This is a genomic window from Nocardia sp. NPDC049935 (assembly GCF_055586645.1).
In genome coordinates, this window is the sequence record NZ_JBVJHV010000002.1 from 909,151 (window position 1) to 923,455 (window position 14,305).

Here is a 14,305-nt window from a genome sequence, read left to right on the forward strand (position 1 = left end):
ATCCCTGATCCATGAGGTACTCATCCGAATCGAATGCCGATCGGTCTTCCGGGACCGGACTCGGCGTGAAGCTCTCGGCCTGCGCTCTCGGAATCATCGCGGCGCCCCTGCTGGTGGCGGCACCCGCCGCCGCGGAGGGTCTGCCACTCACCCCGGCGGTACCCGGCCCGCCGGCCCAGGTCGCCGAACCGCCGGATTGCATCAACTATCCCGGCAACATCCCGTGCAACCTCGCCACCCTGTCGGCCGCGATCAATCCGTTCTGATCACCGCATCGCGCTTCGGATGCGGATGACGATCTTTCCGCGGGTGTGTCCGCGCTCGGCGTGCGCGTGCGCCTCGGCGATCCGCGTCAGCGGATAGGCCTGTTCGATACGAGGTGTGTAGCCGCCCCGCCGTCCCAGTTCGGCGGCGGCGGACAGGAGCGCGGGGTCGTTCTCGGCATTCACCACATGCGTGCCCAGGCGCTGCCCGTTGGCGTGGTCGGCGACCGTCGCGACGCGGGCCGGGTCGCCCGTGAGGGCGACGAGGTCGTCCAGAGAGCCGGAGGCCGCGGTGTCGAGCGCGATATCGACGCCGTGCGGAGCGAGCGCGGCGACGCGCTGTGCGAGGCCGGGGCCGTAGGTGGTGGGAACCGCGCCGAGCGAACCGAGGAACTCGTGATTGCGTGCACCGGCCGTTCCGATCACGGTGGCGCCGCGGGCCACGGCGATCTCGACCGCCGCGCTGCCCACGCCGCCGGCCGCGCCCTCCACGAGAAGCGTGCGCCCCGCGAGCGGGCCCAGCGCGTTCAGCCCACGCATCGCGGTCACGGACGCGAGACCGGCGCCCGCGGCCTGCTCATCGGTCCACGTGCCGGGGGCGTGGGCCCAGGCCGAGAGAATCACCAGCTCCGCGGTCGCGCCGGTGACACCGCCCAGTCCGAAAACGCGGTCGCCGACTTTCACTCCCCGCACACCCGCGCCGATCGCGTCGACCACACCGGCGGCATCGCGCCCGGGTACAGCGGGCAGCTCCACGGGAAACATCTGCCGCAGCGCGCCGGCGCGCAACTTCCAATCGATGGGATTGACCCCGGCCGCGGCGGCGCGGATCCGGATCTCACCCGGGCCGGGGTGGGGGTCGGGGGCCTGTTCGACCACCAGGTTCGCGGCGTCGCCGTATTCGTGGAAGCGGGCTGCGCGCATGATGTCCTGCCTCGGTTCGCTGGGCCGGAATGCGTGTTCATTCGGCGTCTGCACCCTAGGACCTGACATTGATGTGAGGGGCAAATCAGCTGGTCGCCGGTGGTGTGCGGGGTAGCCGGAGCAGGTGGGGGTGGTTCGCGTCGTCGAGGGCGAGAGCGGCCGTCCACAGTGAGGCGTCGAGGGTTTCCGGAATTCGCCACCGCTCGGGCGGTGCGGCCGGGACCCGTATTCGAACCGGTTCGAGTTCGGGGAGGTGACGGCTGGTGACGGCCCACCACTGACGGCCGCGGGCATCGATCACGATCGCGGTGAGCAGGTCGTCGGGGCCGGGTAGTCGCCGGGCGGCAGCGCGGATCCGCCGGGGGATGTGGCGGTTCTCGGGCCGGTCGGTGAGCTGATCGGCGGAGACGACGAAAACCAGTCCGAAACCGAACATCCCGGGGCCGAGCGCGATACGGATCTCGGCGGCACGCATATGCAGTGGGTTGGGTTCGGTCTCGCCGCGATCGCCGGTCAGATCCACCTCGGTGCATTCCGTGTCGATACCGGTGCCGTCGTAGCGGAATCCGTAGAGCATGGGGAGCGTCGTCGGCATCGAGAGCAGGTAGCGGGCGGTTATCTCGCCGATGGACTCCGGGTCGGGGTAGCGGATAGCGGTCATGCTCCGGCGTCCGCTCCAGTTGGGTATGTCCAGAATTGGTGCCGGACCGCGTCCCACAGTGGTGCCAGGTTCGGAAAGCGCTCTCGCATCTCGGCGAGATCCGGTGCGCGGTCTACCTCGGTCGTCGCCAGCAGTGTGCCGGTCGCCGTATGCGCTCGCAGAATCCGGATGGCGTGACCCGATAGGCACCAGGCGGCCTCGCACCCGTCGATCACGGTATACCGCACCCCAGCAGGCGATTCCGGCGAAATGCCGGTGCTCTGGGATCTCGGGCTCATCGGAGCTCCCTGCCGTTCCGGAAGGTGGGCGTCGCGGGCGGCTCGATCAGCGTGAGGTGCACGGCCTCGCGCGTGGTCAATCCGAGCATCTGCGCGAATTCTTCGGCACTGCGAGCGAATTCCGCGAGATGTAGCGCAGCCGACGCCTGTGCGAAGTCGAGTGTCCGCCCGGGTAGGAACGAGACCACCCAGCTGCCCTCTCCGACCGAGCGCGCCCGATGCGCACACCGGTCGCTGACCATCCAAACCCCATCGACTACCTGCACCGACATCGATTCCCTCGATCCCCTTCGAGCGCGGTGGTGACTGATTCGAGCTCAACCCGAGCTCGAAGGTGAAGTTACAGTACTGAAATTCAGTACTCAACATATCAGTGAAGTCCGGTATGCTCGCTGCCGTTCCAACGAAATCCACAGCCCTGGGAGATTCATGCCGCCGACATCCCCGACCGTTGCTGTTTGGGAACTCATGCTCCGAATCAGGCAACGTGCAAAGGAACTCGGTGTGACTTCGGGGGCGATACAGAAGACCCTCGGCATCGGCGCTACCTACTGGTCACAGATCGTCAACTTCAAGGGCGTGATGACCGAGGTCAAACTCGTTGCGCTGCTGGACCTGCTCGAGATCGGAGCGGAGGAACGCACCGAACTGCTCGCGCTCCGCGCTACCGCGAAGGACAGGGGTTGGTGGAATCAGTACTCCGCGCTGTACGGCGAGGACACTCTCCGGTACTACGGACTCGAACACGGTGCCGGATCCGTCGACAGCTACGAGGGCTGCGTGCTACCCGGATTACTGCAAACCGCGGATTACATACGGGCGCTGACCAGCTCCCCGGTCGCGACGAAGCCTGCGGAGTCGGAACAACGAGTGCGAGCACGACTCGAACGGCAAAAGCGCCTCACCGGGGTAAACCCGATGCGGCTTACTGTTGTCGTGGGTCAGGCCGCCTTGATGCAGCAGGTCGGTGGGCGCGAGATCCAACGTGCGCAGCTGCGACACGTCGTCGAAATGATCGAGGGCCATCCGGACACCATCGACCTGCGGGTCATCCCGTTCACGGCCCACGGGAGCGCGGCCGTCAACGCGGCAACCGTGCATTTTCTGGACTTCGAAAGCCCACGGTTGCCGACAATGGCTTGGATCGAGTCCTCGGCGTACGCCGAACTCATCGACGACCACCGGTTGATCGAGCAGCTGAAGTACCAATACGCGCAGGCGCGCATGTCCGCGCTGGATCGCACCGCCTCCGTCGAACTGATCCGGGAAATAGGACAGGACCTGGCGTAGCAGTCCGGGCCTCCGAGCGTTCTGCGCGGATCGGCGGCACGTGCTCTGGACTAGGCTGACGCCATGCGTTCGCGGTGGTTCAAGTCGTCTTTCTCGGGTTCGGAACACACCTGTGTCGAGGTCCGGTTCCATGGCGAGACGGTGCAGATCCGGGACAGCAAGTACCTGCTGGAGTCCGGAAACGACCCGGCTCGGCAGCCGGTGATCGAAGTCCCGGCATCCCGATGGGAGAACTTCCTCGCGAGTGTGCTCGACCCGGCGCAGGAAAAGGATTCGACGGTGCCTGCTGTGCTGCGCAGTGTCTTCGGGGTCTCAGTGGTTGCCGACGATGGCGAATTGTGGTTCACCATCCCCGAATGGGTGGCGTTCATCGCTGGTGTAGAAGTGGGTGAATTCGCGGCGGCCTAGGCGAGCAATTCCAGGGTCGAGCATTCAACATTTGTCGGCCCGCGCTTGCCGGGTGACTTCAGTGATCCGGTCCGGACAGCGAGAATTGTTGAGCTCGGCCACCACTACCTCGGAATCACCCGGTCCAGTGGGAAGTGAGAACATCCCGGACAGTGGACCGGGCTATTCGTGCCGGTCGCACACGCTCATACCGTGGGCCGATGACGACGGCGCAGGTGTATGTGGTCGACCGGGTGGTGACGGCGCCCGGGTGCGGGCGGGAGTTCGTGGACCGTTATCTCGCCGAGTACGCCCCGGGCGCGGTGGAACGCGGGATGACGCTGGAACGGCTGCTCGTCGCCCCGCCGATCTGGTTCGACGACCGGTCGAACACGGTGACCGTGACCTGGCGTCTCGACGGGCCGCGGGCCTGGTGGGAGATGACCTGGAAGGGCCGGCCGGATCCCGCGCTCGGTGAATGGTGGTCGGCGGTGGGGCATCTCGTCGCCGAGCGGACCCGCGAGTCGGCGGCGGCCGCCGGGGATGTCGAGGCGCTCAGCGATGTGTGAACTGATCCGCCTGATCCACCTCGTGCCGGGTGAACGCCGGGATATCGCGCTCGCGGGTCTGCTGACGGCTCTGAACCGGGTGGTCGCCGAGACGGCACCCGAGCGGGCGCTGGTGCGGCCGACTCTTCCGGGGGTACGCAACGGCGGCGATATCCTGCTGCGTCTGCGGTTCGCCGACCCGGCCGTGGGACGGGCGGCGGCCCGGCGGCTGGACGAGGTCTGCGCCTGCCCTGATGTGGCCCGCGTCGACGGGGCGGATTTCGGACCGGGGGCCGGCGGTGTGGCCGATACTCCGGCCGCGGAAGAACCCGTGTACCGCACCCTGCTGCTCCGCGTCGACCCCGCCACCACCCCGGACCGGGTGGCCGAGTTCGAGTCCGACCTGCTGCTGATGCCGCGCTATCTCCCCGCCATCCGGACCTGGCGATTGAGCCCGGTCGAGCGGGCCGTCGGGTCCACGCGGTGGACGCACGTCTGGGAGCAGGAGTTCGCCGACCTCGACGGTCTCACCGGCGCCTATCTCCTGCATCCGGTGCACTGGGGGCTGGTGGACCGGTGGTTCGACCCGGAATGCCCGCAGGTGATCGTGCGCGACCGGGTCTGCCACAGTTTCTGCCCGGGCACCGGATCGGTACTGGGCCCCACGTCCCGGTGAGGGCCTACCGCCGTTCGGGTTCGTCCTCCCGGACCTTCTGCTCCACCGCGCGCCAGCTGCCCGGGGTGGGATGGGGATAGGCGGCCTGGTCGTCGCGTTCGGCGGTCACCAGCCGGGTTTCGGCGTCGTCGATCTCCTCGATCAACTCCTGGGCCAGCGCCCGCTCCGAGGCGTAATACCGCTGCGCCCATTTCAGCGCGATCTGCGAATACGCCCAGCCGGGCTCCGACCGCGCGGCCTCCGAGTCGATCGTGGCGCTGCGTTCCAGCCGCTCGGCCTCGGAGATGTGTTCGCGCAGGATCTCTTTCAGCCGGTCCGGTGAGCTCAGATGTCCGAGCATGATCCGCAACATCACATGATGTTTCAGCACCGGCCGGTCGACGGGAGCTTTCACGGCCCACGCGGTCACCGCCTCCCGCCCCTCCGGGGTGATCCGGTAGAGGCGGCGGCCGCGCATGGCATTGTCGGCATCCACCCGGGAGTGGGCGAAACCGTGCTTTTCCAGCTTCTTCAGTTCCGAGTAGATCTGGCTGTAGGAGGGGCTCCAGTAGAAGTACCGGATACTCCAGTCGGCCCATTTCTTCAGGTCGTACCCGGAGATCTCCTCCTCGTAGGAGAGCATGGCGAGCACCGCCCAGCTGGTCGGCGGCAGGTTGATCTGCGCTGGATCGGATTCGCTCGTCTTCACCCGTCGAATGCTATCAGTGAACATATGCCGGTCCGGCATATGACTACCGCCGAGCGGGTCATCCGTGCTCCGGTCGCACCGGCTACGGCGCCGGGTGCAGATCGAACCCCTTGTACTCGGCCGCCGCCACCTCGGCGATGATCTCGCCGTACACCCCGAAACCGCTCACGAACGGCATGAACACCCGAGGTTTGCCCGGGACGTTCGCGCCCAGATACCAGGAGTTCGCGAGGGTCATCAGGGTGCCGGCCGCCCGCTCGGCGCATTCGGCGACCCAGTCGGCCGCGGCGTCGGCGCGGGCCTCGATGGCCGTCGCGCCGCGATCCTCGACGAAACCGATGGCGTCGGCCACCCAGTCCACATGCAGCTCCGAATGCAGCACCATATTGGCCAGCACCGACGGGCTGCCCGGACCGGTCAGGTTGAACAAGTTCGGGAAGCCGGGGATACCCAGACCCAGATAGGTCCGCGGGCCCTCGGCCCACGCCTCGTTCAGGGTCCGCCCGTCGCGCCCGGTGATCGCGATCTTGGCGACCGAGCCGGTCATCGCGTCGAACCCGGTGGCCAGCACCAGGGTGTCCAGGGGGAAATACGAGTCGGTGGTGTGCAGGCCGCCCGCGTCGATCCGGTCGATCGGTGTCGCCCGCAGGTCCACCAGCCGCACGTTCTCCCGGTTGAAGGTCCGGTAGTAGTGGGTATCGGTGCAGATGCGCTTGGTGCCGATCGGATGGTCGCGCGGGACGAGCAGGTCGGCGACCGCGGGGTCGTCGATCTCGGCGCGGATCTTCTCCTCCCAGAACAGCCGGGCGGTGTCGTTGGCCGCCGGATCGGTGAGCTGGTCGGGGAAGGTCTTGCTGAACAGCACCCCACCGAGTTGCCAGCGCTGTTCGTAGGCGTGGCGGCGTTCTCGCTCGCTCACCTCGAGCGCGGATTTCGGGTGGGCGCGGTGCGGGGATCCGCCGCCGCTGGCCATCGACAGCCGGCGGCGTTCGGCGTAGTTCGCCTTCTGCTCGGCGCGACGCGCGTCGTCGAGCGGGATGTTCCCGGCCGGAACGCTGTAGTTGGCGGTGCGCTGGAAGACGTGCAGCCGCTCGGCCTGCTCGGCGATCACCGGAATGGCCTGGATTCCCGACGACCCGGTGCCGATCACCCCGACCCGCCGCCCGGTCAGATCGACACCCTCGCGTGGCCAGGCCGAGGTGTGCAGCAGCTGTCCGGCGAAGGTGCCGAGTCCGTCGATCGCCGGGGTGTTGGCGTTGGACAGCGGGCCGGTGGCCAGCACCACGAACCGCGCGGTGACCGCGCTTCCGGTATCGGTGTCCACCTGCCAGGTGAGAGTCTGCTCGTCGAGGGCGATACCGGTGACCCGGGTGCCGAACTCGATATCGCGGCGCAGGTCGAACCGGCTGGCCACATGTTCGAGGTAGGCCAGGATCTCCGGCTGCGTCGCGTACTTCTCGCTCCAGTTCCAGTCCTGCTGGAGGTCGTCGTCGAAGGAGTACGAATAGTCGACGCTCTCCACATCGCAGCGGGCGCCGGGGTAGCGGTTCCAATACCAGACCCCGCCCACGCCGTCGCCGGCCTCGAAGACCCGGACGGTGAGCCCCCGGCTGCGGAAACGGTGCAGCGCGTACAGGCCCGCGATGCCCGCGCCGACGACCGCCACGTCGACTCGGGTCCGCGTACTCCCTGGTGACGGCGTCGTCGGGTGATTCACAGTGCCTCCCTTGGGCATAGGTATCCGCTGATCTGCTGCGACGGTAGGTATCCCCGGCGAGCCCGGCGCCCGGGTCTCCCGCTGACCGGCACAATCCCCTGAATCCGCCACTCGCCCCGCACTCGAACCCGCGCCCACCGGCACCGCGTCCGGCCGCCCTCCCGGTGACCGGGAGAGCCGTTATCCGTGGCGCGGCACCCGACCTACCGTCGGCCTCTACCGGCGCGAGCCGGCAGCGGAACACCGCGTGTGCCGGTCGCAGATCACGGCCCGGCCCCGCAGCAGAAGGAGACGATGGTGGACTTCGACGACGAAGTGGATGTGCTGGTGGCCGGTTCCGGCGGTGGTCTGGCCGGCGCCTACACCGCGGCCCGCGAGGGACTGTCGGTCGCGGTGGTGGAGGCGACCGACAAATTCGGCGGCACCACCGCGTATTCCGGTGGCGGCGGGGTCTGGTTCCCCTGTAATCCGGTGCTGGAGCGGGCCGGAACCGACGACACCCTCGAGGACGCCCTCATCTATTTCCGGTCGGTGGTCGGCGACCGCACCCCGCCCGAACTCCAGGAGACCTTCGTCCGCCGCGGTCGCGACCTGATCGAATACCTGGAAACCGACGAGCATTTCGAATTCCAGATGTATCCGTGGCCCGACTATTTCGGTGCCGCGCCGAAAGCCCGGCTCGACGGGCAGCGGCATATCGTCCCGGCTCCGCTCCCGGCCGCCGAGCTCGGTGAGCTGCGCGAACACCTGCGTGGCCCGCTCGATACCGACCGCCTGGGCGCGCCGCCGCCGGATCTGCTGATCGGCGGGCAGGCGCTGATCGGCCGGTTCCTGCGCGCGCTGTCGACCTATCCGAAGGTCCGGTTGCACCGCAATGCCGCGCTGGTGGAACTGCTCGTCGAGGACGGCCGGGTGACCGGTGCGCTGGTCGAACGACCCTCCGGGACGATGGCGATCAAGGTGCGGCACGGGGTGATCCTCGCGGCGGGTGGCTTCGAGGGCAACGACGAGATGCGTCGGCACTACGGCGTCCCCGGCGAAGCCCGCGACACCATGGGCCCGCCCGGAAACCAGGGCCGCGCCCATCAGGCGGGTATCGCCGCCGGTGCCGATACCGACCTCATGGATCAGGCCTGGTGGTCACCGGGGCTCACCCATCCCGACGGCCGGTCGGCGTTCGCGCTCTGGTTCACCGGCGGAATCTTCGTCGACCAGGACGGCAACCGGTTCGTCAACGAATCCGCCCCCTACGACCGGCTGGGCCGGGCCGCCATCGACCGCCTGAACACCGGCACCCTCACGCTGCCGTTCTGGATGATCTACGACGATCGCGAGGGCGCGCGGCCGCCGGTGCAGGCCACCAACGTCTCGATGGTCGAATCCGAGAAATACGAGGCCGCCGGTCTCTGGCACACCGCGGACACCCTCGAGGAACTCGCGGCCGCCATCGGGGTGCCGGCCGCGAACCTGGTGGCGACGGTCGACCGGTACAACGCGATGGTCGCGGCGGGCGCCGATACCGATTTCGGGCGTGGCGACGAGGCCTACGACCGCGCCTTCTCCCAGGGCGAGTCGCCGATGGTGCCGATCGGGCAGGGACCCTTCCACGCCGCCGCGTTCGGAATCTCCGATCTGGGCACCAAGGGCGGGTTGCGCACCGACACCGCGGCCCGCGTTCTCGGCCGCGACGGCGCGCCGATCCCCGGCCTCTACGCCGCGGGCAACACCATGGCCGCCGTCAGCGGCACCGTCTACCCCGGCGGCGGCAACCCGATCGGCGCCTCGATGCTGTTCGGCCACCTCGCCGTCCTCGACCTGCTCGGCCGCTGACGCCGACCCCTCAGAACAGGAAATCCCATGCCGGAACCAGATCAGATCCGCGCGGCGGTGCGCTGCTACCTCGACAATGTCGCGACCGGGACCGCGGCCGAAATCGCCGAACTCTACGCCGAGAACGCCACGCTGGAAGATCCCGTCGGCGCGCCCGCCCATACCGGCCGCGCCGCCATCGAGACGTTCTACAGCAGTCTCGAATCGGCGCGCCGCAGCACCGAACTGCTGAGCCTGCGGGTGAGCGGCGACAGTGCCGCCTTCGCCTTCCGGGTGGTCACCGATACCGGTGACCAGACCATCACTGTCGAACCCATCGACGTCATGACCTTCGACTCCGACGCGCGGATCACCAGCATGCGCGCGTTCTGGTCGGCCGACGACATCAGCTTCGGCTGAGTCCCAGTACGAAGAGAGAGAACCGTGCCCGCTACCGAACAGCACTGGGATCACGAGGTGGACTTCTTGGTCGCCGGCAGCGGCGCCGGTGGTCTCACCGGGGCGCTGGCCGCGGCCGACCGGGGCCTGGACACCCTCGTCATCGAGAAGGGCGCCTACTACGGCGGCAGCACCGCGCTGTCCGGTGGCGGGATCTGGGTCCCGAACAACCCGGTGCTGCTGCGGGAGGGGCTGCGCGACTCCCGCGCGGATGTGCGCGCCTATCTGGACGCGGTGGTCGGCGACCGGGTGCCCTCGGCCAATCTCGACGCCTTCATCGACCAGGGCCCGGCGATGCTGGACTTCCTGGAGAGCAGTGGTCCGCATCTGCGTTTCCAATGGTGCACCGGCTATTCCGACTATCACCCGGAGGCCCCGGGTGGCCGGCCCGCGGGGCGTTCGATCGAGCCGCTGCCGGTGAACCTGCGGGAACTCGGCGCCGACGAGGACCGGTTGCGACCGGCCGCGCTGGCCACCCCGCCGGGTCTGTTCATCACCTCGAAGGATTTCGTCCAGCTGAATATGGTCACCCGGACCTGGCGGGCTCGGTGGACCGCGCTGCTGACGGGTCTGCGCGCGGTGAAAGCCGTGGTGCTGCGACGCCATATGGACACCCTCGGCCGCGCCCTCATCGCCCGGTTGCGGCTCGCGCTGCGCGACGCCCGCGTCCCGCTCTGGCTGAATACGCCGATGCGCTCGCTGATCACCGATGACACGGGCGCGGTACTCGGGGTGGTCGCCGAACGCGACGGACGCGAGGTGCGGATCCGGGCCCGCCACGGCGTGCTCCTGGCGACCGGCGGTTTCGAATACAACCAGGCCTTGCGCAAACAGCATCTCCCGCCCGGCGGACGGGACAACTTCAGCGCCGCCTCCACCGACAACACCGGTGACGGCATCCTGGCCGGTGAACAGGCCGGCGCGGCCGTCGACCTCATGGACGACGCGTGGTGGATGCCCTCGTTCCAGCGGCCCGAAGGGATCAACCAGGTCCTGGTCTCGGAACGGTCCATTCCCCGGTCGATCATCGTGAACGCCGCGGGTGTCCGGTTCACCAACGAGGCCGCGCCGTATGTCACCTTCGTGCACGCCCAGCTCGCCGGTGGTCACGATCCGGCCTGGATGATCTTCGACGCCCGGGCCAAGAACCGCTATCCGATCGGCGGCATCATGCCCGGCCAGAAGTTCCCCGCCGACTGGCTCTCGTCGGGCCTGGTGGTGACCGCGAAGACGATCGCCGGACTGGGGGAAGCGATCGGCGCCCCCACCGCGGCGCTCGAGGCGACACTGTTGCGCTACAACGAATCCGCGCGCGCGGGCCGCGATACCGAATTCGGGCGCGGCGAGAGCGCCTACGACAACTACTACGGCGACCCGTCGCTCCCGCACCCCACCCTCGACCTCATCGACCGGGCGCCGTTCTACGCGTTACGGATTCGTATCGGTGATCTGGGCACCAAGGGCGGGCTGGTGTACAACGAGAACGGGCAGGTGCTGCGGGCGGACGGCACCGTGATCGACGGGCTGTACGCCACCGGCAACACCTCCGCCGCCGTCATGGGCAACGACTACGCGGGCGCGGGCGCCACCATCGGACCCGCCATGGTGTTCGGCTACATCGGCGCCCGCCACGCGGCCCGCAACCGGCCGACCGAGGAGTAACCGTGCAACCCATACAGTGCGCCAACTGCGGAAATCGAGTGCTGGTCGAGAAATTCAGCCCCAGCCACACCAGCGTCCAGTGGCTCGACGACGCCGAATCGGCCTGCCCCGAGTTCGCCCGCCGGGCGGCACTCGGGGAACCGAGCCGGTGGATCCCCACCTGCGCCGCCCTCCGCGATTCGATCGAACGCGCGGTCGCCGAGGGGGAATTGCCGACCGATGGGCTGCGCCGGGAACCGGTACCGGGCCGCCTCGGCTGATCACCGGCCCACGGCGGCCGCCGGGGACCGTTCTCTCGGGTACCCCTCTGCGCGAACGGCTCGGCGTGGACAGACACCCGGGGACCCGGCGGTCCGTTCACCGGGAAATCCCCACGCGCGCCGCCCCGGAAGTGGCACCGTGGTCGGCGAAGCAGGCGAGATGGAGGTTGGACGATGACATCGGTACTCGGCGCCGCGGAGACGCTGCGGGAAGTGCGCACCGACGCGGGACTGTTGCGGTACCACGAGGCCGGTTCGGGCACGCCGCTGCTACTGCTACACGGGTCCGGTCCCGGGGTCACCGGCTGGCGTAACTTCAGCGGCAACCTCGACGTCTTCGCCGAGCGGTTCCGGTGCCTGATCCTGGAGTTCCCCGGATTCGGCGTCAGCGACGATTTCGGCGGGCATCCGATGATCACCGCGCTGGAGGCGGTGGTTCGTTTCGTCGACGCGCTCGAACTGGACCGGGTGGATATCGTCGGCAATTCGATGGGCGGCGGGGTGGCGCTGAACTACGCCATCGCCCATCCCGACCGCGTGGGCAAGATCGTCACCATCGGCGGGATCGGTAAGAACATCTTCAGCCCGGGACCGGGCGAGGGGATCCGGCTGCTGCAGGAGTTCACCGAGAACCCCACCCGGGACCGGCTCATCGCCTGGCTGCATTCGATGGTCTACGACCCGGCGCTGGTCACCGAGCAGATGATCGAGGAACGCTGGGAACAGGCCACCGATCCCGCCACCCTCGACAGCGCCCGCCGGATGTACAGCAAGGCCGCCTTCACCGCGATGGTGCGTGCCATGGACGCCGCGGACACCCCGCCGCCGTGGGCGATGCTGCACAAGGTGAAGGCGCCGACGCTGGTCACCTGGGGTCGTGACGACCGGGTGAGCCCCCTCGATATGGCGCTGCTGCCCATGCGCACCATCCCCAAGGCGGAACTGCACGTGTTCCCCGATTGCGGCCACTGGGCCATGATCGAACAGAAGGCGGCGTTCGAATCCGCCGTGCTGGCCTTCCTCACCCGGAAGGGCTGAACGCCGGCCTCCGCCGCGCCAGGCGATCGGACGGGCCGCCGTGCGCTACCGGCGAACCACCTACCGGATTCTCCGTGGTGGGTTCCGTGGTCGGCACGGATGGCACCGGGGTGGCCCGTTCCTATCGTTATGAGCATGGAAAACACCACGAAGACCAGCACCGATATCACCATCGAACTCGAAGTGGCCGACCCCCGGGCCGCCGCCGAAACCTATGAGGCGGCCTTCGGGCTCGGCGACCGGATCGGGTTCCGCGCCGCGCAGTCCCCCAGTACCGGGTTCCGCGGATTCCTGCTGTCGCTGGTCGTCTGCCAGCCGTCCACCGTCGACAGCCTCGTCACCACCGCCGTCGAAGCCGGGTTCACCGTCGTCGAACCGGCGAAGAAGAGCCTGTGGGGATACGGCGCGGTCCTGCGAGGGCCGGACGGCACGATCTGGAAGGTCGACACCTCGAAGAAGAAAGAGGTCGGGCCGTTCACCCGCGAGATCGACCACCTGGTGCTGCTGCTCGGCGTGGCGGACGTCAAGGCGAGCAGGAAGTTCTACGCCGATCGCGGATTCACGGTCGCCAAGAGCTTCGGCGGCAAGTACGCCGAGTTCGCCAACCCGGGCTCGCCGGTGACCCTGGCGATGTATCCGCGCAAGGCCGCGGCGAAGGACGCCGGGATGTCGCCGGAGGGCAGCGGATCGCACCGGATCGTGATGGACAGCGGCTTCGGCGCGTTCACCGACCCGGACGGGTTCGTATGGGAAGCCACGGCGTGACCTCCGTCCTGCCGTTCAGCGCGGCGGAACGTCCGCAGTGAGCCCGGCTACGAGAAAGGCGATGATCTCGTCGCGGGCCGCTGCGGTCGGTTCGCCCTCCGCGTCGACCAGATGCGCGGTGACCACACTGTGCGGGCCGCCCACGATCTGTGAGAAGAACGGCGGTGGAGCGGGATTCGCGGCCTCGCCGGGCAACACCCGCGCCTCGAAACGCGGGCCCAGCGCCGCGGCGTAGGCGGCGAAGCGCTGCCCAGTGCAGAAGCGGTCACCCGCGAAGCGGTAGGCGCGGACAACCAGATCCTCGCGATCGAGCCGCTCCCGCACGGTCGCGAGTTCATCGGGCGAAATCTCCAGTCCGCCGGGCTCGTCCAGCGGCAGCGACGGCTGGCACAGCACCGGCGCGAGCACCGCGGGTTCGAGCATCATGGTGAGCGCGAAATTGCCGGTGAAGCACATCCCCAGCGCGCCCACGCCGGGACCGCCGCATTCGCGATGAGCCAGCGCCGCCAGCGCGCGCAGCCACACCGTGACCGGGCTGGACCGGCCCGCGCCGAAGGCCCGGAACTCCGCGCTGACGCAGGCTCGTCTCATAACGTCGGCGCCTGCCTCGGCCTCCGGATAGGCGCCGTCGCGGCCGAACAGGGAGGGTAGGTAGACGGTGAGCCCGGCGTCACGTACCCAGCGCGCGAAGCGGGCCACATCGGGGCCGATGCCCGGCATTTCGGCCATGACGACGACGGCCGGCCCGGCGCCGGCGACGTACACCGTGCGGGTTGCTCCGTCGAGGGTGATCGACCGGGGTGTGAAATCGGAGAGGTCGTCATCCCGGGGATCCTGCGGGGGATATTGCTGCACACCTCGAAACCCTGCCGCAATCGCT

16 protein-coding genes are annotated in these 14,305 nt (G+C 68.6%); 11 read left to right on the forward strand and 5 right to left on the reverse strand.

Annotated features, from left to right (window positions below):
- Window positions 1–11: 11 nt before the first annotated feature.
- Window positions 12–266, forward strand: coding sequence for a hypothetical protein (locus tag ACZ6SF_RS12615; protein WP_466062172.1), 255 nt, complete (start codon window positions 12–14; stop codon window positions 264–266).
- On the opposite strand, the gene ACZ6SF_RS12620 is transcribed toward ACZ6SF_RS12615, so the two are convergent.
- Together ACZ6SF_RS12620 and ACZ6SF_RS12625 are read right to left on the reverse strand one after the other, a co-directional pair.
- Complete coding sequence (locus ACZ6SF_RS12620; RefSeq protein WP_466062173.1) at window positions 267–1,187, reverse strand: NADP-dependent oxidoreductase; 921 nt, start codon at window positions 1,185–1,187, stop codon at window positions 267–269. It lies immediately after the preceding gene.
- A gap of 85 nt (window positions 1,188–1,272) precedes the next feature.
- Window positions 1,273–1,848: a hypothetical protein gene (locus tag ACZ6SF_RS12625; protein WP_466062174.1), complete on the reverse strand. Its 576-nt coding sequence runs from the start codon at window positions 1,846–1,848 to the stop codon at window positions 1,273–1,275.
- Window positions 1,849–2,555: 707 nt separating this feature from the next.
- On the opposite strand from ACZ6SF_RS12625, the gene ACZ6SF_RS12630 reads away from it, so the two are divergent.
- From ACZ6SF_RS12630 to ACZ6SF_RS12645, 4 genes are all read left to right on the forward strand, one after another.
- Window positions 2,556–3,416 carry a DUF5753 domain-containing protein gene (locus ACZ6SF_RS12630; RefSeq protein WP_466062175.1) on the forward strand — a complete coding sequence of 287 codons (861 nt, stop codon included), beginning with the start codon at window positions 2,556–2,558 and terminating at the stop codon, window positions 3,414–3,416.
- A gap of 63 nt (window positions 3,417–3,479) precedes the next feature.
- On the forward strand, window positions 3,480–3,824 hold the full coding sequence (locus ACZ6SF_RS12635) for a DUF397 domain-containing protein (protein ID WP_466062176.1): 345 nt from the start codon (window positions 3,480–3,482) through the stop codon (window positions 3,822–3,824).
- A gap of 200 nt (window positions 3,825–4,024) precedes the next feature.
- The gene (locus tag ACZ6SF_RS12640; RefSeq protein ID WP_466062177.1) at window positions 4,025–4,372 is read left to right on the forward strand and encodes a hypothetical protein; all 348 of its coding nucleotides are present in this window, start codon (window positions 4,025–4,027) and stop codon (window positions 4,370–4,372) included.
- A complete protein-coding gene (locus ACZ6SF_RS12645) occupies window positions 4,365–5,027 on the forward strand; it encodes a Dabb family protein (RefSeq protein WP_466062178.1) in 663 nt (220 codons plus the stop codon). The genes ACZ6SF_RS12640 and ACZ6SF_RS12645 overlap by 8 nt, the downstream gene beginning before the upstream one ends.
- A gap of 4 nt (window positions 5,028–5,031) precedes the next feature.
- On the opposite strand, the gene ACZ6SF_RS12650 is transcribed toward ACZ6SF_RS12645, so the two are convergent.
- Both ACZ6SF_RS12650 and ACZ6SF_RS12655 read right to left on the reverse strand, forming a co-directional pair.
- Window positions 5,032–5,649, reverse strand: a complete 618-nt coding sequence (locus ACZ6SF_RS12650; RefSeq protein WP_466062275.1) for a PadR family transcriptional regulator — start codon at window positions 5,647–5,649, stop codon at window positions 5,032–5,034.
- A 148-nt stretch (window positions 5,650–5,797) separates the two neighbouring features.
- Window positions 5,798–7,450, reverse strand: a complete 1,653-nt coding sequence (locus tag ACZ6SF_RS12655; RefSeq protein WP_466062179.1) for a flavin-containing monooxygenase — start codon at window positions 7,448–7,450, stop codon at window positions 5,798–5,800.
- Between the two features lie 276 nt (window positions 7,451–7,726).
- Between ACZ6SF_RS12655 and ACZ6SF_RS12660 the strand changes: the two genes are divergently transcribed.
- The 6 genes from ACZ6SF_RS12660 (at window position 7,727) to ACZ6SF_RS12685 (ending at window position 13,425) form a co-directional block, all read left to right on the forward strand.
- Window positions 7,727–9,262, forward strand: a complete 1,536-nt coding sequence (locus ACZ6SF_RS12660; protein WP_466062276.1) for an FAD-binding protein — start codon at window positions 7,727–7,729, stop codon at window positions 9,260–9,262.
- Window positions 9,263–9,289: 27 nt separating this feature from the next.
- Entirely contained in the window at window positions 9,290–9,661 is a 372-nt protein-coding gene (locus ACZ6SF_RS12665; RefSeq protein WP_449996374.1) for a nuclear transport factor 2 family protein, read from the forward strand.
- A gap of 24 nt (window positions 9,662–9,685) precedes the next feature.
- Window positions 9,686–11,362, forward strand: a complete 1,677-nt coding sequence (locus tag ACZ6SF_RS12670) for an FAD-dependent oxidoreductase (protein ID WP_466062180.1) — start codon at window positions 9,686–9,688, stop codon at window positions 11,360–11,362.
- 2 nt (window positions 11,363–11,364) lie between these two features.
- Window positions 11,365–11,622: a hypothetical protein gene (locus ACZ6SF_RS12675; protein WP_466062181.1), complete on the forward strand. Its 258-nt coding sequence runs from the start codon at window positions 11,365–11,367 to the stop codon at window positions 11,620–11,622.
- A gap of 174 nt (window positions 11,623–11,796) precedes the next feature.
- Window positions 11,797–12,660, forward strand: a complete 864-nt coding sequence (locus tag ACZ6SF_RS12680; protein WP_466062182.1) for an alpha/beta fold hydrolase — start codon at window positions 11,797–11,799, stop codon at window positions 12,658–12,660.
- 135 nt (window positions 12,661–12,795) lie between these two features.
- A complete protein-coding gene (locus tag ACZ6SF_RS12685) occupies window positions 12,796–13,425 on the forward strand; it encodes a VOC family protein (protein ID WP_466062183.1) in 630 nt (209 codons plus the stop codon).
- Between the two features lie 15 nt (window positions 13,426–13,440).
- Here ACZ6SF_RS12685 and ACZ6SF_RS12690 read toward each other — a convergent pair whose 3' ends face one another.
- A complete protein-coding gene (locus ACZ6SF_RS12690) occupies window positions 13,441–14,280 on the reverse strand; it encodes a dienelactone hydrolase family protein (protein ID WP_466062184.1) in 840 nt (279 codons plus the stop codon).
- Window positions 14,281–14,305: the final 25 nt, after the last annotated feature.

Coding starts and splice junctions, on each gene's coding strand:
- ACZ6SF_RS12615 (WP_466062172.1), top strand. CDS start 12: ATGAGGTACTCATCCGAATCGAATGCCGATCGGTCTTCCGGGACCGGA.
- ACZ6SF_RS12620 (WP_466062173.1), bottom strand. CDS start 1,187: ATGCGCGCAGCCCGCTTCCACGAATACGGCGACGCCGCGAACCTGGTG.
- ACZ6SF_RS12625 (WP_466062174.1), bottom strand. CDS start 1,848: ATGACCGCTATCCGCTACCCCGACCCGGAGTCCATCGGCGAGATAACC.
- ACZ6SF_RS12630 (WP_466062175.1), top strand. CDS start 2,556: ATGCCGCCGACATCCCCGACCGTTGCTGTTTGGGAACTCATGCTCCGA.
- ACZ6SF_RS12635 (WP_466062176.1), top strand. CDS start 3,480: ATGCGTTCGCGGTGGTTCAAGTCGTCTTTCTCGGGTTCGGAACACACC.
- ACZ6SF_RS12640 (WP_466062177.1), top strand. CDS start 4,025: ATGACGACGGCGCAGGTGTATGTGGTCGACCGGGTGGTGACGGCGCCC.
- ACZ6SF_RS12645 (WP_466062178.1), top strand. CDS start 4,365: ATGTGTGAACTGATCCGCCTGATCCACCTCGTGCCGGGTGAACGCCGG.
- ACZ6SF_RS12650 (WP_466062275.1), bottom strand. CDS start 5,649: ATGCTCTCCTACGAGGAGGAGATCTCCGGGTACGACCTGAAGAAATGG.
- ACZ6SF_RS12655 (WP_466062179.1), bottom strand. CDS start 7,450: ATGCCCAAGGGAGGCACTGTGAATCACCCGACGACGCCGTCACCAGGG.
- ACZ6SF_RS12660 (WP_466062276.1), top strand. CDS start 7,727: ATGGTGGACTTCGACGACGAAGTGGATGTGCTGGTGGCCGGTTCCGGC.
- ACZ6SF_RS12665 (WP_449996374.1), top strand. CDS start 9,290: ATGCCGGAACCAGATCAGATCCGCGCGGCGGTGCGCTGCTACCTCGAC.
- ACZ6SF_RS12680 (WP_466062182.1), top strand. CDS start 11,797: ATGACATCGGTACTCGGCGCCGCGGAGACGCTGCGGGAAGTGCGCACC.
- ACZ6SF_RS12685 (WP_466062183.1), top strand. CDS start 12,796: ATGGAAAACACCACGAAGACCAGCACCGATATCACCATCGAACTCGAA.